The organism is Bacteroidota bacterium (assembly GCA_035506275.1).
Classification (GTDB): Bacteria; Bacteroidota; Ignavibacteria; order UBA10030; family UBA8401; genus JAGVPT01.
Genome location: DATJPT010000008.1, coordinates 35,952 through 60,510, shown reverse-complemented (window position 1 = coordinate 60,510; position 24,559 = coordinate 35,952). Strand labels below are relative to the sequence as shown.

24 protein-coding genes are annotated in these 24,559 nt (G+C 50.7%); 16 read left to right on the top strand and 8 right to left on the bottom strand.

The annotated features are described in order from the left end of the window. The first annotated feature begins 54 nt into the window (after positions 1 to 54). The 13 genes from gltX (at position 55) to VMF88_05650 (ending at position 12,195) form a co-directional block, all read left to right on the top strand. Positions 55 to 1,503 carry a glutamate--tRNA ligase gene (gltX, locus tag VMF88_05710; GenBank protein ID HTY10549.1) on the top strand — a complete coding sequence of 483 codons (1,449 nt, stop codon included), beginning with the start codon at positions 55 to 57 and terminating at the stop codon, positions 1,501 to 1,503. Positions 1,504 to 1,553: 50 nt separating this feature from the next. Beyond that, positions 1,554 to 3,212 carry a glutamine--tRNA ligase/YqeY domain fusion protein gene (locus VMF88_05705; protein HTY10548.1) on the top strand — a complete coding sequence of 553 codons (1,659 nt, stop codon included), beginning with the start codon at positions 1,554 to 1,556 and terminating at the stop codon, positions 3,210 to 3,212. A gap of 13 nt (positions 3,213 to 3,225) precedes the next feature. After that, entirely contained in the window at positions 3,226 to 3,606 is a 381-nt protein-coding gene (gene folB / locus VMF88_05700) for a dihydroneopterin aldolase (GenBank protein HTY10547.1), read from the top strand. 8 nt (positions 3,607 to 3,614) lie between these two features. Continuing rightward, positions 3,615 to 4,136 carry a 2-amino-4-hydroxy-6-hydroxymethyldihydropteridine diphosphokinase gene (gene folK / locus VMF88_05695; GenBank protein HTY10546.1) on the top strand — a complete coding sequence of 174 codons (522 nt, stop codon included), beginning with the start codon at positions 3,615 to 3,617 and terminating at the stop codon, positions 4,134 to 4,136. Positions 4,137 to 4,139: 3 nt separating this feature from the next. Beyond that, positions 4,140 to 4,799 (top strand): deoxynucleoside kinase, encoded by a 660-nt coding sequence (locus tag VMF88_05690; protein HTY10545.1) that lies wholly within the window; start codon positions 4,140 to 4,142, stop codon positions 4,797 to 4,799. 8 nt (positions 4,800 to 4,807) lie between these two features. Beyond that, complete coding sequence (locus tag VMF88_05685) at positions 4,808 to 4,999, top strand: hypothetical protein (protein ID HTY10544.1); 192 nt, start codon at positions 4,808 to 4,810, stop codon at positions 4,997 to 4,999. 23 nt (positions 5,000 to 5,022) lie between these two features. Then, entirely contained in the window at positions 5,023 to 6,135 is a 1,113-nt protein-coding gene (locus tag VMF88_05680; GenBank protein HTY10543.1) for a glycosyltransferase family 9 protein, read from the top strand. A 34-nt stretch (positions 6,136 to 6,169) separates the two neighbouring features. Then, positions 6,170 to 7,135, top strand: coding sequence for a quinolinate synthase NadA (gene nadA / locus VMF88_05675; protein HTY10542.1), 966 nt, complete (start codon positions 6,170 to 6,172; stop codon positions 7,133 to 7,135). Positions 7,136 to 7,269: 134 nt separating this feature from the next. Further along, positions 7,270 to 8,568, top strand: a complete 1,299-nt coding sequence (asnS, locus tag VMF88_05670; protein ID HTY10541.1) for an asparagine--tRNA ligase — start codon at positions 7,270 to 7,272, stop codon at positions 8,566 to 8,568. Between the two features lie 23 nt (positions 8,569 to 8,591). Next, a complete protein-coding gene (locus VMF88_05665; protein ID HTY10540.1) occupies positions 8,592 to 9,761 on the top strand; it encodes an ATP-binding cassette domain-containing protein in 1,170 nt (389 codons plus the stop codon). Then, a complete protein-coding gene (locus VMF88_05660) occupies positions 9,751 to 11,001 on the top strand; it encodes an ABC transporter permease (GenBank protein ID HTY10539.1) in 1,251 nt (416 codons plus the stop codon). Before VMF88_05665 ends, VMF88_05660 begins: the two co-directional genes overlap by 11 nt. Before the next feature lie 15 nt (positions 11,002 to 11,016). Continuing rightward, positions 11,017 to 11,514 (top strand): hypothetical protein, encoded by a 498-nt coding sequence (locus VMF88_05655; protein HTY10538.1) that lies wholly within the window; start codon positions 11,017 to 11,019, stop codon positions 11,512 to 11,514. Positions 11,515 to 11,586: 72 nt separating this feature from the next. Next, positions 11,587 to 12,195, top strand: a complete 609-nt coding sequence (locus VMF88_05650) for a sulfite oxidase-like oxidoreductase (protein HTY10537.1) — start codon at positions 11,587 to 11,589, stop codon at positions 12,193 to 12,195. A gap of 83 nt (positions 12,196 to 12,278) precedes the next feature. On the opposite strand, the gene dapA is transcribed toward VMF88_05650, so the two are convergent. Together dapA and lysC are read right to left on the bottom strand one after the other, a co-directional pair. After that, positions 12,279 to 13,172 carry a 4-hydroxy-tetrahydrodipicolinate synthase gene (gene dapA / locus VMF88_05645; protein HTY10536.1) on the bottom strand — a complete coding sequence of 298 codons (894 nt, stop codon included), beginning with the start codon at positions 13,170 to 13,172 and terminating at the stop codon, positions 12,279 to 12,281. Positions 13,173 to 13,230: 58 nt separating this feature from the next. Beyond that, positions 13,231 to 14,616 (bottom strand): lysine-sensitive aspartokinase 3, encoded by a 1,386-nt coding sequence (gene lysC, locus VMF88_05640; protein ID HTY10535.1) that lies wholly within the window; start codon positions 14,614 to 14,616, stop codon positions 13,231 to 13,233. Between the two features lie 323 nt (positions 14,617 to 14,939). On the opposite strand from lysC, the gene nth reads away from it, so the two are divergent. The 3 genes from nth (at position 14,940) to VMF88_05625 (ending at position 17,975) form a co-directional block, all read left to right on the top strand. Further along, positions 14,940 to 15,668 (top strand): endonuclease III, encoded by a 729-nt coding sequence (gene nth / locus VMF88_05635; protein HTY10534.1) that lies wholly within the window; start codon positions 14,940 to 14,942, stop codon positions 15,666 to 15,668. Between the two features lie 155 nt (positions 15,669 to 15,823). Beyond that, on the top strand, positions 15,824 to 16,804 hold the full coding sequence (locus tag VMF88_05630; GenBank protein HTY10533.1) for a glycosyltransferase family 9 protein: 981 nt from the start codon (positions 15,824 to 15,826) through the stop codon (positions 16,802 to 16,804). 7 nt (positions 16,805 to 16,811) lie between these two features. After that, positions 16,812 to 17,975: a glycosyltransferase family 9 protein gene (locus VMF88_05625; GenBank protein ID HTY10532.1), complete on the top strand. Its 1,164-nt coding sequence runs from the start codon at positions 16,812 to 16,814 to the stop codon at positions 17,973 to 17,975. A gap of 7 nt (positions 17,976 to 17,982) precedes the next feature. On the opposite strand, the gene VMF88_05620 is transcribed toward VMF88_05625, so the two are convergent. The 6 genes from VMF88_05620 to VMF88_05595 are packed head-to-tail and all read right to left on the bottom strand — an operon-like array spanning position 17,983 to position 24,550. Further along, positions 17,983 to 18,486 carry a thioredoxin fold domain-containing protein gene (locus VMF88_05620; GenBank protein ID HTY10531.1) on the bottom strand — a complete coding sequence of 168 codons (504 nt, stop codon included), beginning with the start codon at positions 18,484 to 18,486 and terminating at the stop codon, positions 17,983 to 17,985. A gap of 57 nt (positions 18,487 to 18,543) precedes the next feature. Then, positions 18,544 to 19,575 carry a glycosyltransferase family 9 protein gene (locus tag VMF88_05615; protein ID HTY10530.1) on the bottom strand — a complete coding sequence of 344 codons (1,032 nt, stop codon included), beginning with the start codon at positions 19,573 to 19,575 and terminating at the stop codon, positions 18,544 to 18,546. Positions 19,576 to 19,585: 10 nt separating this feature from the next. Next, entirely contained in the window at positions 19,586 to 20,611 is a 1,026-nt protein-coding gene (locus VMF88_05610) for a glycosyltransferase (protein HTY10529.1), read from the bottom strand. Further along, complete coding sequence (locus tag VMF88_05605; protein HTY10528.1) at positions 20,608 to 22,155, bottom strand: hypothetical protein; 1,548 nt, start codon at positions 22,153 to 22,155, stop codon at positions 20,608 to 20,610. Before VMF88_05605 ends, VMF88_05610 begins: the two co-directional genes overlap by 4 nt. Beyond that, on the bottom strand, positions 22,152 to 23,570 hold the full coding sequence (locus VMF88_05600; GenBank protein HTY10527.1) for a flippase: 1,419 nt from the start codon (positions 23,568 to 23,570) through the stop codon (positions 22,152 to 22,154). Before VMF88_05600 ends, VMF88_05605 begins: the two co-directional genes overlap by 4 nt. Next, on the bottom strand, positions 23,567 to 24,550 hold the full coding sequence (locus VMF88_05595) for a glycosyltransferase family 4 protein (GenBank protein ID HTY10526.1): 984 nt from the start codon (positions 24,548 to 24,550) through the stop codon (positions 23,567 to 23,569). Before VMF88_05595 ends, VMF88_05600 begins: the two co-directional genes overlap by 4 nt. Between the last annotated feature and the right edge of the window lie 9 nt (positions 24,551 to 24,559).

Here is a 24,559-nt window from a genome sequence, read left to right as displayed (position 1 = left end):
TTATTGACGAACTGGGTGACGAGTGTTAATGTGCTGCTTCCATAGACTTGACGCATGAAAGCCCTGCGAACGCGGTTTGCTCCGAGCCCAACGGGATTCCTGCATGTTGGAGGTTTGCGAACCGCGCTTTATAATTATTTGCTGGCGAAGAAGGAGGGGGGATCGTTCGTCCTTCGCATCGAAGACACCGACCAATCGCGCAAAGTCGAAGGGGCCGTGCAAAATATTATCGATACGCTTGGATGGGCCGGCATCGAATATGACGAAGGACCGGATCGTGAAGGCGACTACGGTCCGTACATCCAATCGCAGCGGATCAACCTGTATCAAAAGTACGCAAACCAATTGGTCATAGAAAAGAAAGCGTACTTTTGTTTTTGCACTCCCGAAAGGCTCAAGGAAGTCCGGGAGAGACAATCGGCCGCGAAGTTGACGACATCATACGATCGCCGCTGCAGGAATCTCTCCGAACAGGAAATTTCCGAGAGATTGAAACGGGGCGAACCGCATGTCATTCGGATGAAGGTCCCGCTTGACGGTGAGCTGACGTTCACAGACATGATTCGCGGCGACATCACGATTTCACACAAGGTGCTGGACGACCAGGTGATATTGAAATCGGATGGTTATCCGACGTATCATTTGGCGGTCGTCGTCGACGATCATTTTATGAAGATCTCGCACGTGATCCGGGGCGAAGAATGGCTCTCGAGCACGCCAAAGCATGTGATATTATTCAACCATTTTGGATGGGATCTGCCCCGGTTCGCTCATTTGCCGCTGCTCCTTAATCCCGACAAATCGAAACTGAGCAAACGTCAGGGGGATGTGGCAGTTGAAGATTACCGGCAAAAGGGATATTTCAGAGAAGCGCTCGTTAACTTTGTTGCATTTCTTGGCTGGAACCCGGGAGACGACCGGGAGTTATTCACGCTTGATGAGTTGACGAAGGAGTTCTCGCTTGAACGGGTGGGGAACTCCGGCGCTGTCTTTAATATTGAAAAGCTTGACTGGCTCAATTTTGAATACCTCAGGAAGAAGCCGGACGCAGAATTAATCCAGAACCTGAGGGAACAGTTGAAGGTTGCAGGTTACGATGAACGGCAATTTGGCGATGTTTATTTGATGCGCGTCATCAACGCGATGCGCGAGAGGGTGACATTCGTGAAGGATTTCGTTGAGAAGAGCCCGTACTTTTTCCGGGCCCCAATCCAGTATGATGAGGATACTATCAAAAAACGTTGGAAGAAGGAGTCAACGGCTCACCTGAAGGATCTTGCCGGCCAATTTTCCGCGCTAAACAGTCAAAAGAAAGAAGATTTTGAAGCCGCCCTCCACCGAACCGCGGAATTCTTGAAGGTTGACAATAGCGATCTGATTCATCCTCTTCGGCTCGCAGTCTCCGGCGTCGGTTCTGGTCCGGGTTTGTTTGATATTCTTTTCATCCTCGGCAAGGAAGAGACCGTGGCAAGAATTCATTCAGCGGTTGAAAGATTACAATGACCATGATTGAGAAACAAAAAGACATCAAAGAGCAAAAAGACAACGGAGAGATGCCTGACCGGAGGAATTTTGTCCGGGACATCATCGACGACGACCTGAAGACCAATAAATTCGGGGGGAAGGTGCATACCCGTTTTCCCCCCGAGCCAAACGGATATCTTCACATCGGCCATGCAAAATCGATCTGCCTCAATTTCGGACTGGCAAGAGATTACAACGGCTTCTGCAACCTGCGGTTCGACGATACGAATCCGGCAAAAGAGGAGCAAGAGTTTGTCGAATCGATCAAAAGAGATGTCCGATGGCTCGGCTTCGATTGGGAAGACAGATTATTTTATGCCTCCGATTATTTTGAACAGCTCCACGAATACGCTGTTCGGCTGATACAAAAAGGGAAGGCCTATGTCTGCGACCTCAGCGCCGACGAGATCCGCGAATACCGAGGGACGCTGACCGAGCCGGGAAAAGAAAGTCCGTATCGCAATCGCACGGTCGAGGAAAATCTTGATCTGTTCAAACGCATGCGCAACGGAGAATTTCCGAACGGCTCCAGAACCCTTCGGGCCAAGATCGACATGGCGTCGCCGAACATTAATCTCCGTGACCCCGTCATGTACCGGATACTTTTCGCTACTCATCATCGCACCGGGGATGCATGGTGTATTTATCCGATGTACGATTGGGCCCACGGCCAAAGCGATTCTATCGAAGGGATCACTCATTCAATTTGCACCCTTGAGTTTGAAAATCACCGGCCGTTGTACGATTGGTTTCTTGAGGAGTTGAACCTTCATCATCCTCAGCAAATCGAGTTTGCGCGGTTGAACATGACGTACACCGTCATGAGCAAGAGAAAACTTTTGCAGCTGGTCGAAGAAGGACACGTCAACGGCTGGGACGATCCGCGAATGCCGACGATCTCTGGAATTCGACGGCGCGGATATACGCCGGCGTCGGTACGCGCATTCGCGGAGCGTGTCGGAGTTGCGCGACGGGAGAATACATCGGATGCGTTGTGGCTGGAAGATTGTCTTCGCGACGATCTAAATAGGCACGCTCTGCGCGTGATGGCGGTCCTTCGGCCTCTCAAAGTGGTGATCGAGAACTATCCCGACGGCGTCGTCGAAGAGCTCGAGGCCGTTAATAATCCTGAAGATGCCTCGATGGGAACGAGGAAAATTCCCTTCTCCAAAATTCTTTACATCGAACGGGATGACTTTCAAGAGAATCCTCCTAAAAAATTCTTCCGGCTTTCTCCGGGAAATGAAGTTCGACTCCGCTACGCCTATATCATAAGGTGCACCGGAGTGATCAAGGACCCGAAGACGGGGGAGGTCGCCGAATTGCGTTGCACGTATGATGCGGAGACAAAAAGCGGTTCAGCGCAAAGCACTAGAAAGGTGAAAGGCACCATTCATTGGGTCTCGGCGCCACATGCGATCGAAGCGGAGGTCCGTTTGTACGACCGGCTGTTCCTGGAAGAATATCCGGATGCGGAGAAGTGGAAGCAATTTATTAACCCGAATTCTCTGCAGGTATTGAGATCGTGCAAGCTTGAGCCCGGACTCGCTTCGTCTGCTCCTCAGGACCGGTTCCAGTTTGAACGGCTCGGTTATTTCTGTGTTGATACGGATTCGAAAAAGGACGCGCTCGTGTTCAACCGCGCCGTGACGCTGCGGGATACATGGGAGAAGATAAAGAAATTGTGACGACCATACGCCGATGAAAAAGCTGGATATCATTCGTCTTCATAACGCCGTTTTTTATGCTTATCACGGCGTGATGTCCGACGAGCAAAATCTCGGGGGCAAGTTCGAAGTCGATGTTGAACTCTACTGCGACCTCTCGGAAGCAAAGGAAAAGGATGATCTGCTTGCGACGGTCAACTATGAAAAAGTCTATGCCGTCATGAAGCAGACCGTTGTTGGAAAGAAATTCTTTCTCATAGAAGCTTTGGCGCATTCGATCGCGAAAGGGATTTTCAGCGAGTTTCCGGCGGTTCACAAAACCGTCGTCCGTATCAGAAAACCGGGGGCCGCGGTGCACGGGATCATCGACCACGTGGAAGTAGAGGTAGAGTCCTCCAGGGATGAACGACCATAGGGGCCCGCATGGAACATGTGTTTCTGGGAATCGGCTCAAATGTCGGCGACAGGCTCCGTTTCCTTGGTGATGCGGTGCTCAAGTTGCGGTCGGTTCCTGCGACGAGAGTGGTAAAAGTTTCAAGCGTGTATGAAACAGAGCCCGTTGGAATAAAGAATCAGAGTGATTTTCTCAATGCGGCCGTCGCCGTGCAGACAGCTATTGGCGCAGAAGAGCTTTACGCACACATCAAGTTCATAGAAAAGGCGATCGGCCGGGTGGGGAGAGCCCGCTGGGGACCGCGGGAAATCGATATCGATATTTTGTTGTTCGGGGATCGCGTGATTGATACACCGACGATCGTCATTCCCCACAGGGAGATGCTGAACCGCAGATTCGTTCTTCAGCCTCTTGCCGAGATTGGGCCGAGCACGGTTCATCCGTTAACTCACAAGACGATTGAAGAGCTGATCGCCGAATGTAAAGACTCGAATCTCGTGCGCAAGTCCCCCGAAATGACTCAAACATTTTTTACAGCACTGCAGGAGTAAGGATTGCCGGTTCGACACGCTGATGTTCGCTATATCGCCATAGAAGGAGTCATCGGGGCGGGAAAGACCTCGCTCGCACGAAAGATCTCCGAACGCCTCAACGGCCGCCTTGTCCTTGAGCAGTTTGAAGAGAATCCGTTCCTCGAACGTTTTTATGAGGACTCCGTGCACTATGCCTTTCAGACTCAGATTTTCTTTTTATTGAGCCGGTACAAGCAGCAGCAGGCGTTGTTTCAGGCCGACCTCTTTCAGAACGTCCTGGTGACCGATTACATTTTCGAGAAGGACAAGATCTTCGCGTATCTGAACCTGCGCGACGATGAATTGAAATTGTATGAGACGCTGGTCGGCTCGATCGAAAAAAATATCCCGGTCCCTGATTTGGTCGTCTACCTTCAATCCAGCGTCGATCGGCTGATGTCAAATATTAAGGACCGCGGCAGGAAGATAGAGGAGAACATTTCGGAAGATTACATCAAAGATCTGAACGAAGCGTATAATTATTTTTTCTTCCGGTATAAGACCGCTCCGCTTTTGATCGTTAATGCCACTGAGATCGATTTTGTCGGAGACCAGTCCGATTTTGAAGAACTCTACAACGAAATTCTCCGCCCGAACAGAGCAGCCGTGGAATACTATAATCCGCGCTCGAAGAAAGTGTAAGCGCCGGTATGTTTGAGCTCATCATCTGGGTTGTGTGCGTTTATATCCTTGCCAAAATGCTCGGGGCACTGCTGCAGGTGGTCCGCCCGTTCTTCGAGCCGCCTCGTAAGAAGGAACCGACCGTCCGGGAGAAAGAGACACACCACCAGTTTGACAATGTGCAGGATGCCGATTTCGAGGATATTACAGATAAAAAGTAATTCACCCACCATCATCTCGCTCGATGCAGTCGCTTGAACAATTTCTAAAACGATCTCTCTTCCGCCTTGTCAATTCATTTCGTCCCGGTATCCGATATTCCCCGCAGCAGCTTCCTCTCGAGTCATTTAATCGTATTCTGATCATCCGCCAGCACGACCAGCTTGGCGATTTGATGATTGCGACGCCGGCAATTCGTGCGTTACGCAGAAAGTTTCCAAAAGCCTTCATCGCCGTGGTCGTCCGGGAATACACCGCTCCGGTCATCGAACACAATCCATACGTGGACGAAGTGATCGTCTTCTATGAAAAATTAGGCCGATGGAATATTCGTAAGTTCGTTTCATTCTGGAAATCGGTGCGGAATAAGTTCGAGTGCGTCATCCTCCTGAACACCATTTCCCGCTCGCTTTCTTCCGACCTCATCGCCCTGCTGAGCGGGGCAAAATATATTGTTGGTCCTGACCATCTGAAGCTCGATCCGTCCATCCCGGAGAAGATTTACAACGTCCAGGTTCATCGCCCTCAAGGACAAAAACATGAAATCCAGCGCAATCTGGATATCGTCCGTGGTCTTGGGGCGGATGAGAACGATTTGGAGTATGATCTTGTTTTAACAGATGCAGAAGTGTATGAAGCGGAAAGGGTCTATCAAATACTGGGAATCGCTCCCAAGGCAATTGTTGTTGGAGTGCATTTTGGAGCCTTAAATCCTTCGAAGTGCTTCCCGCTCGATAAATTGGCTGCGGTGATTGATTGGACGATCGAGAGGTACAGGGCGGAAGCGGTTCTCATCGTCAGCCCGAATGAAGTTGACCGCAAAAGAATCATCGAATCATCGCTGCATCACAACGTTCATTCGGCGCCGGTCATGCCGTTGCGGATCATGGCGGCCTTTTTACGGCATTTGAATTTGCTCATGTGCAACGACACCGGGACGCTGCATATTGCCGCGTCGCAGCGTGTACCAACGATCTCCTTTCATTCGCTGAGCGATCCTTCAATATGGAAGCCGCCGCATCCGCGCCATATTGCCGTCAGGGCCGATGACGCGCTGATCACGTCGATCACCGTCGAACAGGTGAAGGAGGCTGTGATCTTAGCGATGAATAAATATGCCGGAAAGTCTTTGGTTTGATTGTACTCCAAACGATTGTTAAGTTTCATAGGAAATGATCGCAGCTTTAGAACATAATGCGTCACCAAGGACAGAGATTCCTCTCAACCTCGAATCGGAGATCCTTCGCCTGAAGAAGGATCTGAACGCGGTTCTTCTTGCGCATTATTACCAGGAATCGGAGATCCAGGACCTCGCGGACTATGTCGGCGACAGCCTGGAGCTGGCCCGGCGCGCGGCAGAAACTGACGCCGACGTCATCGTCTTCGCAGGCGTGCATTTTATGGCCGAAACTGCAAAAATTCTTAACCCCCATAAATTGGTGCTGCTTCCGGACCTTGAGGCCGGCTGTTCTCTAGCAGAAGGCTGTCCGGCGGCCGATTTCAGGCGTTTTCGAGAGATGCATTCGGACCATGTCGCGGTCACCTATATCAATTGTTCGGCTGAGGTCAAGGCGCTCAGCGATATCATCTGCACGTCAAGCAGCGCTGAAAAGATCATTAACCAGATTCCAATAGATAAGCCGATCCTTTTTTCGCCCGATAAGAACCTCGGCGCATATCTTGCAAAGAAAACAGGGAGGCAGATGCTCCTGTGGAATGGAAGCTGCATCGTACATGAGACTTTCAGCGAGCGCAAGATCATCGGTTTGCAAATGGAGCATCCAGACGCAAAACTGATTGCTCATCCTGAATGCGAAGAATCTCTTCTGTCGCGCGCCGATTTCATCGGTTCGACGAGTGCCTTGTTGAAATTCGTCCAGTCGAACCCGGCTAAGAAATTCATCGTCGCCACGGAGGTCGGGATCATCCATCAAATGCAGCGGAGCGCGTCTGAGAAGGAATTCATTCCCGCTCCCCCCGATGCTAATTGTGCCTGCAACGAATGCCCGCATATGAAACGGAACACGATGGAAAAGCTCTATCTCTGCATGAAGAACAGATCGCCGGAGATAACGATGACTCCGGACCTCTTGCAGCAGGCACTGGTGCCGATTCAAAGGATGCTCGCGATGAGCTAGAGAGTAGAGAGTTGATAACGAGTTGTACGCAATAAGGAGCAAAAGAGATCCCGCGTCGCTGCGGGATTTCGTGTTTGTAGATGTCTCTTAAGTTTTGTATATTGGCGTTATTTTTTGAAAGGATTCGGCTTTACATGGGTACTCGAATATATATTGAAGATCTTGCTCGATGCGTCGGTGAAACAGTTACCATCTCGGGTTGGGTCTATAACAAACGTTCAAGCGGGAAAATACGCTTCATCGTCATTCGCGATGGCACCGGATTGATGCAAGCTGTGATCGTGAAAGCGAACGTAAGCGAAGATATCTTTAGTCGGTTTGATGAATTGACCCAGGAAACGTCCCTTCGCGTGACGGGGAAAATTCGCAAAGAAGACCGTGCGCCGGGGGGATATGAAATGGACCTCGCCGGCCTGGACATAATTTCCGTGGCGAAGGAATATCCCATCACCCCCAAAGAACATGGCGTCGAGTTTCTCATGGACCGCCGCCATCTCTGGCTTCGTTCCGAACGCCAGCATGCCATCCTGCGTGTTCGCCACGAGATCATTCGTTCGATACGAGAATTTTTCGACGGGCGAGGATTCCTTCTTCTGGACGCTCCGATTTTCACCCCGGCCGCCTGCGAAGGGACAAGCACTCTTTTCGAGACCAACTATTTCGATCTAGGCAAAGCGTACCTGACCCAATCGGGTCAATTGTACGGCGAAGCCGGCGCCATGTCCTTCGGGAAAGTCTACGTCTTTGGCCCGACCTTCCGGGCGGAGAAATCGAAAACCCGCCGCCATCTGACAGAATTCTGGATGGTCGAGCCGGAGGTCGCCTTCAACGATCTGGATGATGATATGGATTTGGCTGAGGAATTCCTCGAACATATCGTGACGAACGTGTTGAAGAACCGTATGCCCGAATTGAAAACCCTCGAGCGCAACACGAAGTTCTTGGAAAATGTAAAACGCCCGCTGCCGCGTATCACGTATGATGAAGCAGTCGAGATCATTCATAAAAAAGGAGTTCCGTTTGAATGGGGAAACGACCTCGGGGGGACTGATGAAACAGTGATTTCCGAGCAGTTCGACCGTCCGGTGATGGTGCATCGATATCCGTCGCAGGTGAAGGCGTTCTATATGAAGCGCGACCCCAAAAACGACAAGCTCGCGCTCGCTGTCGATGTGCTTGCGCCGGAGGGATACGGCGAGATTATCGGCGGCAGCCAGCGCGAGGACGATTACGATACGCTGCTTGCGCGCTTAAAAGAGCACAATCTCCCGCAATCGGCATTTGAGTGGTATCTTGATTTACGCCGCTTCGGTTCGGTGCCGCACGCCGGATTCGGCCTCGGCGTGGAGCGGACCGTCTCATGGATCTGCGGCCTGGACCATGTTCGCGAGACTATTCCGTTTGCACGAATGATCTATCGGCTGACACCATAAACTTCCCTCATATCTGAAAATTTATGATTATCGCGGAGCACCTTCGGAAACAGTATGTCAATGTTCTGGCCGTTGACGATGTCTCTCTTCAAGTAGAGCCCGGAAAAATTTTCGGCCTTATTGGTCCGAACGGAGCGGGGAAAAGCACTTCGATCCGCATGATCCTCAACATCACGACGCCGGATAAAGGAACTGTGACGTTTGACGGCGCGCCGTTTGACGGGAATATCCAAAATCGCATTGGATATCTTCCCGAAGAAAGGGGATTGTACAAGAAAAATAAGCTTCTGGACACCATCCTTTACTTTGCCGGCTTGCGGGGAATGACCGGGCCGGGGGTCAAACAAAAGGCTCTTGAGTGGCTCAGGCGGTTTGACCTTGAAGGGTATGCGAAAAGCAAGGTCGAAGAGCTTTCGAAGGGCAACCAGCAAAAAGTCCAGTTCATTATCTCTATCCTTCATGATCCTTCCTACATCGTGCTTGACGAACCATTTTCGGGGCTCGATCCGGTCAATCAGATCATTCTGAAAGATATCCTCCAGGAATTGAAGCAGCAGGGGAAGGCGATTATTTTTTCGACCCATCAGATGGATTCGGCAGAAAAGTTGTGCGATGAGATCTGCCTGGTCAACCATGGCAAGATTGTGCTCGAAGGAAGCATGAAGGAGGTCAAACAAAAGTTTGGGAAAAATTCCGTTCATGTGGAGTTTGCCGGCGACGGTTCGTTTCTCTCATCGCTGCCACAGGTAAAGAAAGCGACGATCTATGAAAATTATGCAGAACTGCAGCTCAACGGCAGTGTATCATCCCGCGAGCTCCTTTCTTCCATCGTCCCGAAAGTCGATATCAGAAAATTTGAATTTGTCGAGCCGTCGCTGAATTCGATCTTCCTCGATGTGGTAGGAGTTCCTGATGAGTCGGCAGAGCGCGAGGAGACCAAACCGGCTGCGGTGAGAACGAAAACAGTTTCGGGCGACGCGCGCGTAAGGAAGGCGATGCTTCTCTTTATCTTCGCGCTTGTCGGAACGTTGGTCTTGGGTGTCATCACGTTGAAGAAAGGAGAGGCATCGTGGGATGCTCCGATGGTCCTTCTGGCTGTTTCTCTCTTTTCGTTCATGAGGTATTTGAAGGCCAGAAAACTTGTTACTGCCGAACTGCAGCGAACCGGAGAGGAGACAGCCAATGCAAAATAAATCCTTTCGGATCGCCAAGTGGGAATATTTGGAACGTGTAAAGACCAAGGCGTTCATCATCGGTCTGTTCATGATGCCGACGATCATCGCCGTGTTCACAATTATTCCAAGTTTCCTCGCGTCAAAAGCCGATGAGAAAGTACGGAAGATCGGTGTGATCGACGAAACAGATTCGCTCCTTCCGTATCTCAGCCAACGCATCGCGAAATTCAAGCTTCCCGACAGCTCGGCAAATTATGAGCTTGTGAAGATCACCGACGATGACTCATCGCGCGATCACCTGAAGATACTTGCAACCGCGAAAATCCTGGACAACGAGATCGAAGGATATTTTCTTCTCCCGTCGGACGTTATGGAGAAGGGGAAGATCGAATACCGTTCGGAAAATGTGGGCAATATCAGGGATCAGGAGCGGTTCTCAAAGATTCTCGAAGATGTCATCATCGAACGTAGGCTTGAGGCCAAAGGCTATAACTCCAGAGAGATACGGGGCCTCTCGACGGATGTCGATGTAAAAACGATCAAGGTCTCATCCAAAGGAGAGGAAAAGGAATCCGGCTTCCTCGAAACATTTTTCACCGGCTATATTTTCATTATGATGCTCTTCATGCTGGTGATGACGAGCGGCCAGATGCTGATCCGAAGCCTTATCGAAGAGAAATCGAACAGGATCGTCGAGGTATTGATGTCGTCCTGTTCCCCGAGTGAATTGCTGATGGGTAAGATATTGGGTCTGTCGCTCCTTGGACTGACCACGATCTCATTCTGGCTTTTGATTTTAGTTGGAGTGAACTTTACCATGCAGACGCCATTCGTCTCCTTTGATCACATCGCGCTTCTGCTTCTCTATTTTGTGCTCGGCTATCTTCTCTACGTTGCGATCTTTGTTACCGCAGGGGCGCCTGTCTCAACAGAACAGGAAGCGCAGCAAATGACGGCGTACGTCACCCTGCTGGTGATGTTCCCGATCGCTCTGGCAGTTCCTGCGATGCAAAATCCGGACTCACTGATGGTCAAAGTGTTGTCACAGATACCGCTTTTGACCCCGACGATGATGGCGCTCCGGCTTTCAATTCAGGCTCCCGACCTCTGGGAGATTGCCCTCTCGCTCGTTACCTTGTCCGCGTCGATCGTGGGAATGATGTGGGTGGCAGGGAAGGTTTTTCGCATCGGGATCTTGCTTACCGGCAAACGGCCGAATTTCAAAGAAATGTATCGCTGGATTACCACGAATGTATGATTCAAGGAGGCGAGAGTGAAAATTTCTTTATATGCTTTGGTACTCATACTCATTGTTGTCCCTTCATTGGTATACCCGCAGGTGAGCGTCCAGGGAAGCCAGCAGGCTGAAAATCTGGGAAAGAATGTTTACGGCCTCGGCCTTTCCGCCGGACCCGCGTCGGGTGTTGGAATCAGCTTCCGGAATCATCTTCCATCCAAAGTATCATATCAGATTATTGGCGGTATCATCAAAAGCGGGGGACAGACATCTGCATCGATTGGGGGTGAGTTCCAATATGACCTGGTTCGCGCCCGTTCGACACGTCTATACTTCGGACCGTCGGCAAGCTATTTTTACAACGGATCTGGAAGCAACAGTTTTGCTGCTCCTTTTCGGCTCGGTATTGGGGTGGGAGGTGAATTGAATGTGCAAGAAGCCATCAACGTTTCTCTCGAGGGAGTCTTTGTCTATTTTTCGAACGGAGACATTGCCCCTATGCCCCAGATCGCCTGCCACTACTATTTCTATTGAACCCTATTTGCGCGCCGAACTTTGTGTTCTCTGTCTGTGTTGAATGAAGGTAGAAAATTCAAGGGACGCGGTATGGGAATCTTTCGTTCAAAGGTAACTGGTTCAAGCGAGCTGAATTATTTCGGCAAGCCGAAATTTCCTCCGGGGCAATATACCACGGAAAAATTCCCCGTTCTGACATACGGCGTAACTCCTAAAATTTCGACAGCCGATTGGCGGCTGAAGTTATGGGGGCTTGTCGAAGAGATTGTCACTTTCAGTTGGGATGAATTCTTGAAACTGCCGCAGAGGAAACTCACCGCGGATTTCCATTGCGTGACCACCTGGAGCAGATATGGCGACGAGTGGGAGGGAGTGATGTTCTCGGATTTGATGGGTACGATTAGAGCGAAACCCGACGCCAGATATGTTATGCAACACGCTTACGGCGGCTATACGACAAACCTTCCGTTGGAATGGATGTTGAATGAGGAGGTCATGTTCGTCCATACCGTGAACGGCAAACCGCTCGAGAGGGAGCATGGCGGTCCGATGCGGGTCTTCACCCCACGGCGATACGCCTGGAAGGGGGCCAAGTGGGTGAACGGGTTGGAATTCATGAAGGACGATCGTCCCGGCTTCTGGGAGCAGAACGGATATAGCAACACCGCCGATCCGTGGAAAGAAGAAAGGACATGGTAAGACGATTGAATTTGCAAAGTAAAAAAGCCCCGCCGTCGGGGCTTTTTGCTGTACCGTACGATGAAAATGACCCGAACTCTGCGCTAAACCAGGCCCAGGTCGTGCAGGATTTTTTTGAGGACTTTTCTGTTTTTCGCTCCGATCGGAACAAGCGGCAGCCGGTAAACCTCGTTGATCATTCCCATCATGGCGAGGGAAGCTTTGACGGGAATCGGGTTTGTCTCGATGAAATTTGCATTCATCAACGGCAGAAGTCTGTTATGGAGCTGCAGCGCTTTCTTCCAATTGCCGGCCAATCCGGCGCGTACCATACCGGAAAAATCCTTCGGCAGTTGGTTTGAGACAACGGAGATGCAGCCGTCTCCTCCAACGGATAAAATCGGCAGGGTGATCGCATCGTCGCCTGAGAGAAGCGAAAAATGTTTCGGTCTGTTGCGTGCGATCTCCATGATTTGCGCGATGTTCCCGGAAGCCTCTTTCACAGCGATGACCGAAGGAATTTCTTCTGCCATCCTCAAGGTTGTCGACGCCATGATGTTGCCCCCCGTCCGCCCCGGAACGTTATAGACGATCAACGGGATATCGACCGCTTCTGCAACGGCTCTGTAATGCTGAAAATAACCTTCTTGTGTGGGCTTATTGTAATACGGAGCGACAAGAATGGCTGCATCAGCTCCAAGCTGCTTTGCCAAACGGGTCAGTTCGATCGCTTTGGTGGTATAGTTGCTCCCGCTTCCCGCAAAGATTTTTGCGCGGCCGTGGGATCGTTCGATAACCGTCTCCAATATGCGGCGATGTTCTTCCGGAGAAATGCTGGGGCTTTCTCCCGTTGTGCCGATCGGGATGATGGCTTCAACGCCCCCGGCGATCTGAAAATCTATCAATCTTCGAAGCGCGTCGTAATCGACGGCACCGTTGTTCTTGAAAGGAGTGACGAGCGCAGTTCCTGTCCCGCGGAATTTCTTTAGGCGTGCCATAGTGTTACAATAGTGTTTTCGGTTGGATGTGTTTTACGGTCGCACAGAAGATCGTGGTTCATGATGTGGCGATATTTTCGAAAAGAGCCTCTTGAGGGAGAGGCTCGAAAAATTCCTTGTGCAGACGGCGTACAGCTTCAGTGACATTGTCGTTGTCGATAACTACGCTGACATTCAACTCCGATGCCCCTTGTGAGATCATCATCACGTCGATGTCGCCGAGTGATTGAAAAATTCTGTCGGCGATTCCGACCGTTGAATGAAGCCGTTCCCCAATGATGCTGACGATCGCTTTGTTCCTGAAGACGACGACGTCCGAGAATTCTTCAAGTTCGGGCACGATGGCATCGAGCACTTCGGCATTGCTCAATGTGAGAGATGCGGATGCTACAGAAGTGTTCACCAGGTCGACAAGGGTATGGTGCCTGTCAAATACCTCGAAAATAGACTCGATAAATCGGTTCGCTGAAAGAAAGCGGGATGCCTGGAGATTGACGACGGTGATCCCTTTTTTGTTTGCGATCGACTTTACTGAAATGTTCGACTCCGGAGGATTCGCGACAACGCGCGTTCCCGTCGAACGTGGCCGCCGAGAATTCAGCACGACCACCGGGATATTTTTCTGCACCGCAGGGCGAATGGTGCTTGGATGGAGGACCTTTGCCCCGAAGTACGCCAGCTCGGAGGCTTCTTTATACGAAATCGTTCTTAGCTTTTTCGCCTTTGGAGTGATGTTCGGGTCTGCGGTGAGAATGCCGTCAACGTCAGTCCAGATTTGTATCTCTTCCGCGTTTAAGGCTGCCCCGATAATCGCCGCTGAGTAGTCGGACCCGCCTCGTCCCAGCGTTGTGGTAATTCTTTTAACTGTTGAACCGATGTACCCTTGCGTGACGACGACGGCTTCATCATCGAGAAGGGGTGTGATGATCTCCTGCGTCTTCTTGTCGATCTCTGTAAAAAGGGGAGTTGCGTTCCCAAAATGATCGTCGGTCATCATGAAGGTGCGCGCATCGACCCACGCGACGTACTCATTTTTCGCCTTCATGCCTTCGGCGAAGATCAGCGAGGACATCAATTCACCCATCGAGGCAATCGTGTCGAGGGAGCGCTTGGTCAGTTCTCCAAGAATGGCGATGCTCTGCGAAAGGTTCCTCAATTCCTCAAATCTGGTTCGAAGCTGGAAGATAAGCTGCTGAACTGTAGAACGGGAATCGATGAGGTTTTCAGCAATAAGAACGTGCCGTTCAAGGAGGTTATTTAATAGAAGCGTCGCATCGTCGAGCTTTTCGGCCACCGAGAGTTCAGCGGCTTTCAACAGTGTATCGGTGGCACCTGCGATAGCGGAGAGGACGACAACCGGGCCTTGTTTCTTTTGTCGTGCGACAAGGGTGATGGCGTTGTCGATCGCGCGGGCATCCTCGACGGACGTTCCGCCGAACTTCATGACAATCATAGAATAACGGTGCACTGCATTGACAAATACTGCATCTCAATTGCTTTCAATATATGCTTCTTTTCATCGCAAATCAATGCTCAGGCAGTGCCACGGCTCCACATTCCAAGGGTAGGGCAAGGCTCTTTTATTCCCAATCTCCTATCGGGAACGAAGTGAATAGGTTCAGCCGCTAAACAATTTGCCGAAGCCGTTCCCAAACTGAGTTTGGAAGCGAGAGGGGAAATTCTCAAACTGTAACACCATCAATGCTCATAACCGTTTGGAATTCAATCGCTTGTATTGTATTTTCATACCATCGGCCTATGCAATCAATGAAGAAAAAACAGAACGCAATTCGTTGTATTCGGATCCTCGAAAATCATTTTGGCGTTCCACGTCAAAAAAAGGAACGCAGCGCCCCACTCGACATGCTGATAGGGACGCTGCTGTCTCAGAATACCAATGACCGGAACAGCCACCGGGCGTACGTTGAATTGCGAAAGAAATTTCCAACATGGAGAAAAGTGGCCGAAGCTCCGGTTGGTGCGATCGCTTCTGCGATCAAGGTGGGGGGGATGAAGAATCAGAAAAGCCGGCGAATCAAGGCACTGCTCCAAAAGGTCCATGATGAATACGGATCATACCGGCTGCGTGGAATTGAAACGATGAAGGATGACGAAGTTATATCAACGCTCACGTCGTACCACGGAATTGGATTCAAGACCGCTGCCTGCGTTCTTCTCTTTTCCCTTCGGCGGGAAGTATTTCCCGTTGACACCCATATTCACAGAATTTGTAACCGTCTCGGTCTGGTCAAAACGAAAAATCCGGATCAAACATTCGCTGCGATGAGGCCGCTTGTTCCCAGCGGGAAATCGTATTCCTTCCATACAAACCTCATACGGTTTGGAAGGACGGTCTGCCTCGCTCAACGTCCTCGGTGCGGTCAATGTCCGCTCTATGACGAATGTACGTTTCACGACAAAGAGAAATTCTCTTCCGAGGAACCTCCAGTTTCAAAGCGTCAAAATGCAAATTTCATGCTTTTGGATGCAATTTAGCCGTCCACAGCTTTCGTTGACATCCCTTCTGAATTTTCGTATTTTTCAGCCGTCATCAACACGAACCCGTTCAATCAGGCGCTTTTCGTATCCTTCTTCAGCCAGAACATATCAATCGAATACTTGTTATCAAACTTCGCGCCATCGGAGATGTTTTGTTATCTACTCCGGTCGTCCAGAATTTGCGTGGACAATATCCGCTTGCCCAGATCGATTTTTTGACCGACAAGTTTGCCGCGGAGGCTGTCGTTGGGAATCCCTGGTTGTCGAGTGTGCTAACGTTCGAACGAAAAAAAGATTCAAGCGCAGGTATGATACGGCAGGTGAGGGAGAGGAAATACGACCTCGTCATTGATCTATTTTCGAACCCTCGGTCGGCGATCATAACCCGGCTGAGCGGCGCTCGATGGCGCGTGGGATTCCCGTTCCGTTGGCGAAAGTATGCGTTCAATATTATCGTTTCCCCTCGGACCGGAAACACCCATAATATAGATTTTAACTTGGATGCATTACGGAGGCTCGATATTCCGGTGCTCCATTCGCAGCCTTATTTTCCAGTGCCGGAACCGGCAAAAAAGAAAGCGGCCCAATGGTTTAGCGCGGAGGGTTTGGACGGAAAAGTCGTGGTTGGTGTAAATCCGAGCGGAGGTTGGTATACTAAACGTTGGGGGCTAGAACATTATGCTCATCTCGGTGACCTCATTAGTGAACGTTGCGGAGCCAATATCGCCTTGCTTTGGGGACCGGGAGAAGAGAAAGACGTTCGTGTCATCGCTGAAAAGATGAAATCACCGCCGCATGTCATCCCCAGGACGACGCTCTCCGAACTTGGAGCGCTCATTCAGAAATGTTCGTTCGTGGTAAGCAATGATTCGGGCCCAATGCACATTGCAGCGGCGCTTGGGATTCCAACCCTCGGAATTTTCGGACCGACAAATCCGCGTCAGCAAGGACCATTCGGTGATAAGAATAGATGGGTAAGGAACGAAGAGCTTGACTGCCTCGAATGCGCCCTTACGTCCTGTCCCATTGGAAATGTTTGCATGACTAGATTGGAAGTCGACCGCGTTATGGAAGCGTTTACGCTTCTTGTCGGCAAATCACAAAACAACGAGCAATTCACTCCAACGACTTGAAAAAAGCATGAAGAAGAGGTCCGCGTCGAAGAAGCGGCAGCAGAAGGTTCGAATTCCCGATTGCAAAAGGTTCACCGGCTACAAGCCGTGTTTCCCGGGAACGATATGCTATGAAGAATGTGCTGACCCGGATCCGATCGGGAGAAGGATCCTGATCATCAACCTCGATGCAATGGGAGCGGTCCTTCAAACAACGGCGATGCTGCCGGCGATCAAAAGGAAGTACCCTCAAAGCCATATTTCATGGATCACGCTGAAAAATGCGTACCGGCTTCTTGAAAACAATCCATACGTCGATGCAGTGTACACCTGGGAGCCGGAAAACTGGCTGATCCTCCAAAGCATTGAATTCGATATCGTGTACAGCACCGACAAAACACAGCGATCCTGTGCCTTCTGTAACACCCTGAAAGCGAGGGAGAAGATCGGCTTCGGATTGAATAAGGACGGAGTCATTATCCCGCTGAATAAAGAAGCTGAATACAGCTACCTGCTCGGCCTCGACGATGACCTCAAATTCAGGAGGAACAAGAAATACGGAACGGAAATTTTGCAGGAAGCGATGAAGCTGAAGTTTCGCCGCGATGATTATTCCTTAAACCTCTCTGATGAGGAGAAGGGGTATTGCGCTCAGTATGCGAAAGACATCGGCCTGACTGCAGGAAAAGTGGTGGTCGGATTCAACACGGGATGTTCATACCTCTATCCGAACAAAAAAATGACAATTGAACAACACGTGATCCTGATTGAAAAATTATCGGAGATAGAGGGGGTCGCACTCGTCCTGGTCGGCGGTCCGGAAGACACCGAGCGCAACGCGGAAATTGCCAGGCGTGCGGGGAAGAAGGTCATCAACACGCCTACCACGGAGGGGGTGCGGCGGGGGATCTGCTATGAGAATATTTGCGACGTTATCATTACTGGAGATTCATTCGGCATGCACGTGGCGATCGGCCTGAAAAAATACGTGATCGCCTGGTTTGGGCTCAGTTGTTGGAACGAGATCGATCTATATGAGCGCGGAATAAAATTTATCCCCGAGGGATTGCAATGCGCGCCATGCTGGAAAAAAGCATGCCCGTACAACCTCGAATGCATTCAGATGATCGATCTGGACGGCATCGTTCGCGCCGTCGAAGGATTTGTGCAGAAGAAACTTCAGGTGCAATGAAGCGGAGTCACTCTTTGACCCCTTTTTCTTTGAGGTAATCGCTGAACTGTTTTTTCTGATACTGGTCCTCGGCGATAAAAGAAAGCACGAGGAGAAACATCGGGGCTTCAGCGTATCCTGGAAGCAATGTGATAGGTTCGGCGTTATCCCTCATGAATAAGGTTGATGGGTAGCCGTTCACGCCGAATGCCGCGGCAAGCTGCGCGGGGGAATATTCCTGCCCTTTGTAATGTACTTTCCCGCTCCCTTCAGCATTCATCTTGATGATGACATAATTCTTGAACAGATAGTCCTTCACCCCTGGGTCGGTGTAGACATCGCTGTCCATTTTCTTGCACCAGCCGCACCAGTCGGTGTAAATGTCCACCAAAACCTTTTTGTGACTCGCCTTGGCTTCCTCCATCCCGGCATCAAAAGAATTCCAATGCATGGCGGATTGTCTTGATTGCGCGGAAAGAACCCCGTTCATCAGCGCGGCCGAAAGGATAAGAGCAACTACGAGATATTTCATGAATTCTCCGTAAATAAATTACTGTATACAACATGCATGCCGCGACACTCGTTCCAATTACGGATTTTTCTTTTCTTGCAAAATCAGTTCAATACGATCGATCACCTGGGGGATTTCAATATCATCGAGCGGACATATTTTCGGGTCCCCCGGACAGCGAGTCTGGCAATAATGTTCTTGAGGAAGGATGACCTCGGCTCTGTTTCCGCGCGGTCCCCAGAGCTTCGGCGAACAGGCAGTCAGGGGACAAAAGAGAGAGACTGTCGGGATACCGAGCGCAGCTGCAATATGCATCGAACCCGTCGATGAAGAGACAAGGACCGACAGTTGCGACACGCTTGCCATGTGTTGCCGTAACGGTTGAGCGAGGATGATTGCTCCGTTCTGTTCGAGCGGTTCGAACAGGTGCCGCTGCTGCAATTCGTGGGGTCCAAGATTGATGATAACGTTGAATCGCAATAGAAGCCGCTCGATCAATTCAGAATATCGATCGGGCTTCCAATTAGGCGACGAACTGCGTGAAAGAGGATTCACGCCGATGACCGGCCTGGTAAATGAAACTCCGAGCGATGAAAGATGATCCCGCGCATGTTTTTTCTCATCGTTGGTGAGGAAGAGCTCCGGTTTCATCTCGCGCGGAGGTGCGCCGATTTTCACCCCCAGGTCCAGCATGTAGTCGGCTTCATGCCTCAGAGGAATATACTTGTGCCGGCTCGTGCTCTTTGTGAAGGTCAATAATTGATATATTTTTTTTCCAACGCCGATTCGCGTTGGAATCCCCGCAAGGAACATCATCCAAGCGTGCCGTTCGCGGGGGAACGGCATCAATCCTGTATCAAACTTCAACTTCCTGAGTTGCCCTACCTGTCTCCAAAACCCCAGCGTCCCCGCGTCGGCCCCTTTCGGGTCATCGGTTAATATCCGGCTGATATGGGGATTATTCTCAAGCAACGATACGTTCGACGGATGCACCATGACCGCGATGAACGCCTGTGGAAACGCTTGTCGCACCGACTTGATAAGCGGAGTCGCCAGTACGACATCGCCGATCCTGTCGGGGCGAATAATGAGAATTCGTTGGTTCTTCACGGGCGCACGCTTACAAGATTTTTTTATACAGCGCCAAAGTCTTTTCGGCGACTTTGTTCCACAAATATTCCTGTTTGATGTGATGCTTCAATTCCGGCGAACGATTCCTATTCAATGCGGCAAGAATTCCGGCGCGGATTGATTCAACTGAGTACGGGTCGACATACTGTGCCATCGTACCAAAATATTCGCGTGTTCCGCCGACCGGAGTAATGACAATTTTTGCGCCGGCGAGAGCAGCCTCAAGAGCGGCAATGCCCGGTGTCTCAAATAACGACGGGAGCGCAAAGACGTCGCAACCGGCATAAGCTGACGCGAGCATTTCAGAATCGTTTTCCAATCCAGGGATAAGAAGTATCCTCTTGTTCTCTGCCGCTTCCTTAACGCACCGTTCTCCCTCCTTGCCGATAATTGTTCCGATGATAACAGCAGGATGATCGATGGTTCGCAGCGCTCGGATAAGCCCAAGAACATTCTTGCGCGCCGGCCCGATGTGGCCGACGTTGAGGATGAAATTGTCCAGTCCGTACTTTTTCCTGAACAACGATGGATCGCCGGACTCAAACCGGGCATCGACTCCGTTCGGTATGACAGAGATCTTTTGCGACGGGATGCTGAGGCCGTCTTCGATTAAGCGAGCTTCATCCGTCGTATTCGGGAGAACAGCCCGGGACCATTTGCATATTTGTTCCGTGTAGCCATAGTCGGTCCAGATGCCGGTGCGAACGCGTTTTAACGTATGTTCGAGCCCGAGTGCAAGACGAATTGACCGCGCTGAGTGCCGTGTGAAAAAGATCGGCGAGGTCACGAGCGGAATTCCGAGGGGCTCAATATTCCTTGCAAGGTGGAATGTCCCAAGGTTGGCCGAAAAGAGATGAAAAATGTCGGGGTGGAAACCGGAAGCGGAATCCCAAGTTTGGAAGAGCGACACGTCGACGCCGAGTTTTTCAAGCTCGCTCTTTGTTTGCAAGATTTGCACGCGCGGGCCGCCGCGAATAAGAGACACCGATTGATAACAGGCCATCGTAATTTTCATTGCGTCCTCTTGTACCACGCGTCAAGTAAATTGACCACCAGGTGGCGAACGTCGAACGTCCGAGAACGGGCGATATCCTTCGGAGGATCCGGTTTGGCCGTTGGAGGCCGATGGGGGAGCGATTGCAAATGAACTGTCCCTTCCGCATTCGTGATGGACTCTTCTCCGGAGGGGAAAACAATGCGCCAGTGGACCCCTGCGTTGCCGTCGCTGCATTCCGCAATGACATCATTCTTTGCGTTGTCGAAATCGTGCATCCAGCGAGTCTGGTTGCGTATTCGCCACCATGAGGCGTACTCGGAATACGAATAATTGTCGATCTTTTTGGAACGGATGTACTTGAACACGTCCGCAAATAGGTCCAAATGGTGATGAGTCGGATGATGATAAAGGCAAAGCGGTTCCCGGTCCGCGAGCCTCGTATCGACCAGTTGCAAAAAATAGTTCTTCATGTCATCCGCTGTATACCCGACCCTTCTCATGCTTCCGACACAAATCGGATGGATCGGGAGCTGCAAGACGGGGGAGAATTTACCGTTAACATATGGAAAAAACGGGAGGTCGTCGTAGTCCAGGCCGAATTCGGACGAAAAACCCGCACCGATGTGCTCAAAAACCGAAGCGATGAAGATGTTCCACGTACCGTACGGGGCCGCGGCCCCTTTTGGATGCAGCCCCTGTGCGTTGAGAAGTGACAATGCTTTTAGAATATTCTGAAGATTTTTCTCCTCGGTCGGGAACGTCATATGCTCGTAACAATGAATGCCGATTTCCTGCCTGTCGAAGTTATTGAAATGCGACAGCCACTTTTCATGGCTTTTTGTATCAATAAACCACATCGTCTGGATGCCGTGATCCCTGCACAACGCATACAATTCGTCGACCTCGCCGGGAGAGCCTTGATCGGAATCGACGCGAAAGGTAAAAATAGTCTGCCGGTCCTCGGGAAAATACCATTTGTGGATGAAGGGAATATTCCTGGCGTGATGAAGAAATTGCAGCACCTCCGTCACAAACTTACGGAGTGCTCCCTTCGAGACGGTGGCGACGATCTCGTTGGGCAGGCGGTCCTTTTCGAAATAGAAATTTTTCCTCTTTGACCGTCCGTCGAGGATCAGGGCATTTATATCAAAAGGAATTGTGGCTATGATTCCCTTCCCAACCCGATAGATTATTGGAAGAGGGTGCCGGCTTTTCGACGAGTCCGCGTCGGTGAAGCCCGATGCATAGATGTCCATCATCGATCCCTGATGAAAGCCATCAAACATTGAAGGGGGGAGAGAGGTAAAATATTTGCTCTTTGATTTTGCACGGGTTAAGGGGTGTGCGTAATTTTTGACCGCGAGAATTGCTCCTCCGCTGGCAAGATAATCTGCCAGGACTTTTTCCTGGAGTGAGCTTGGCGAGGCATTGACCACAACAGCCGAAAAGGTCTCCGGTGTAATTTCGTCCGAAGCCGAAATAGCTTTCCAGCTGAGGCCGATCTGGCTGAAAAGAATTTCCCAGCCAGGTTCATCATGAATGATACCGATTGAGATCTTCAAAGGAAACGCTCTTTAAGAAAGATGAGATCTTCTTTTCCTATTCCCCGCAACACAATCATTGAAACAAAGTAAATGATCATGCCAAGGGGGATCAAAACATAGAGTGCCGTGAACGGCAGAGAAACGATGACCAACCCCATACATAAGGCAGAAACCGCGGGTTTGATCGATTGGAATTGCAATCGCGGAGAAATTGATGCGCGGCATTCGCGGAACATCAGAACCATCATGAAGCATTCTCCAGCGGCCATTCCGCATGAAGCGCCGGCGGCCTTCCAATAATATGTCAGCGGAACCAGGGCAACGATCAGCGCGCTCGACACGGTGACCATGATCGCTGAATATCGTTTTTCGTTGCCCGCTGCAATCACGATAAACGCAAAAATACTATTTAATATCGTAAAGAGGAAATAAAAAAGGAGAATCTGAAGGAGGAGGCTCGAATTTTCGTAGGCTGGCCCAAAAATGAGAACGATAATGGGACGCGCAAGGACCAGCCCGCCGGTGCAAATCGGTAACACAACGATGAGGACATAATTGAGGATTCGGCTCACTTGTTTTCCGACCCCCATGGGCGCCGACTTGATCGACTTTGCCACGAGCGGGTAGAACAGTACGTAGATTGCCCTGTCGATCGCGAGCAGGAAAAATATCAGCTTCGATGCGGCGCTGAAATTTCCGATATCCGCCGTTGTCGCAAAAACGCCCAGAAGGAGAACCGGAAGGTTGAGGACGGCTTGCCCGATAATGACCGCGGCGCCGACAGGCAAGGATTGTCGAAGGATTGAGCTCCAGCGGACGGTTGCCGAAGGCGTATTTTTGATCAGAGCGCGGTCCTCGGTCCTCTTTTTTTGATTTGCAAAATAAAGGACAATTGCGTTCACGGCCGCGCTCACGAAGTACGCTGCAGGGACCAGAATGATATCGGCCTCGGATTTCACGATGAAGATGACAAGAAGGACAAAGACGAGAAGCCCTGCCGCACGGCTCGCTCCTAAAGCGGCGATCCGTTGCGTGCCCTGAAAAAACCACTCAAGCTGAAGGGCAAACGGGAGTAAAGAAGCCAAATAGAAAATGACGACGTATGCTGTGGTCACATCGCGAACGAGAATAACTGTTCCGGCGGTCATGACCGCCGTAGTACAGAGAGCCAGGACGAAGCGCAGTGTTGTCACTTGCTTGAGAATCGTCGAATCATCGGATGTGTGTTGAGAAACCATTCTTGTTCCGATAATGTGCACGCCGGGGCTTGCGAAGATCAATCCATACGAAAGAACCGCCAAGCCTAAATTCATTACTCCAAACGCTCCATTGCCAAGCGTTCTCGCTAAGTATGTTGTCGAAACAAAACCGAGAAAGCGCCCGAGGGCGTCAAACCCGAAAAGGGAGAGAATATTTCTTGCGTGCGGTTTCATGGCGCCAATTTTGCGACCGTTTCCTGCAAGGTACGTTCTCTTTTGGCGAGGGCAAATCGCTCTGAAATTCTTGCTCGCGCACGGACGCCGTCATCCGGCGGTCGGAGCAGTGCCGAACGGATCGCTTCTACTGTCTCTGAGATGCTGTTGTAGCTGACGAGGAAGCCGGCATCCCCAATGGCCGTTGGAATCCCGCCGACGTTTGTTCCCACCGGAATGCACTCGCACAGCATTGCCTCGCACACGGTATTTGGTAATCCCTCACGAAGCGAAAGTTGACAGTACACTTTTGCCCGCTGGTACCATTTTTTTATCTCTTCTTGCGGCATAAAAGAGAGGCATTGAACATTGGATGGAATGCTCAATGAAGAAGCAACGTTTGCATTCAAACCGATTAATACGAATCGGATGTCGGGCATTTTTTCCGCGGCGGCAATAAAGATATCAATTCCTTTAAGTTTAACCCTCATCACATCCGGGCACGAAGCGATCGTCAGGACAAGCTGTTCTTTGGCGCCGTCTGCGGTCCAATATTCCGGATCATAGCCCGTGGGGGCGACGGTGATGTTATCGCCGGAGTATTTGGCCAAGCGAATCGCCTCTTGCTTCAAGAATTGGTCGACCGCAAGAACGGCTGTGGCATGACTGATGCCGTACCGGACGATGTACGATTTCCACCGGCTATTCCAAATGCCGTACCCCAGTTCAATTTCCTTTGCGACATCGGCTCCGCCGAGGACAAGGATCGACTTTTTCCCAAGGAGATGCGCGAAGAAAACCAGGAAGGAGGCATACGTAGAAGCAAACCATGAAAAGGTGAGGTCTGCGGAAAAAAGGTTTCGGAGGAGCACGAATGGCGCCACCCACCCTTTTGTGATGGCTGTAGTGACATGAAAATTCTTTTGGAGAAGCCGGATGTCTTCGTCGATGAACGAAGAATGGAATGTTGACGTGAACAGTATGTGAGGTTGGTCAGCCAACAGATATCA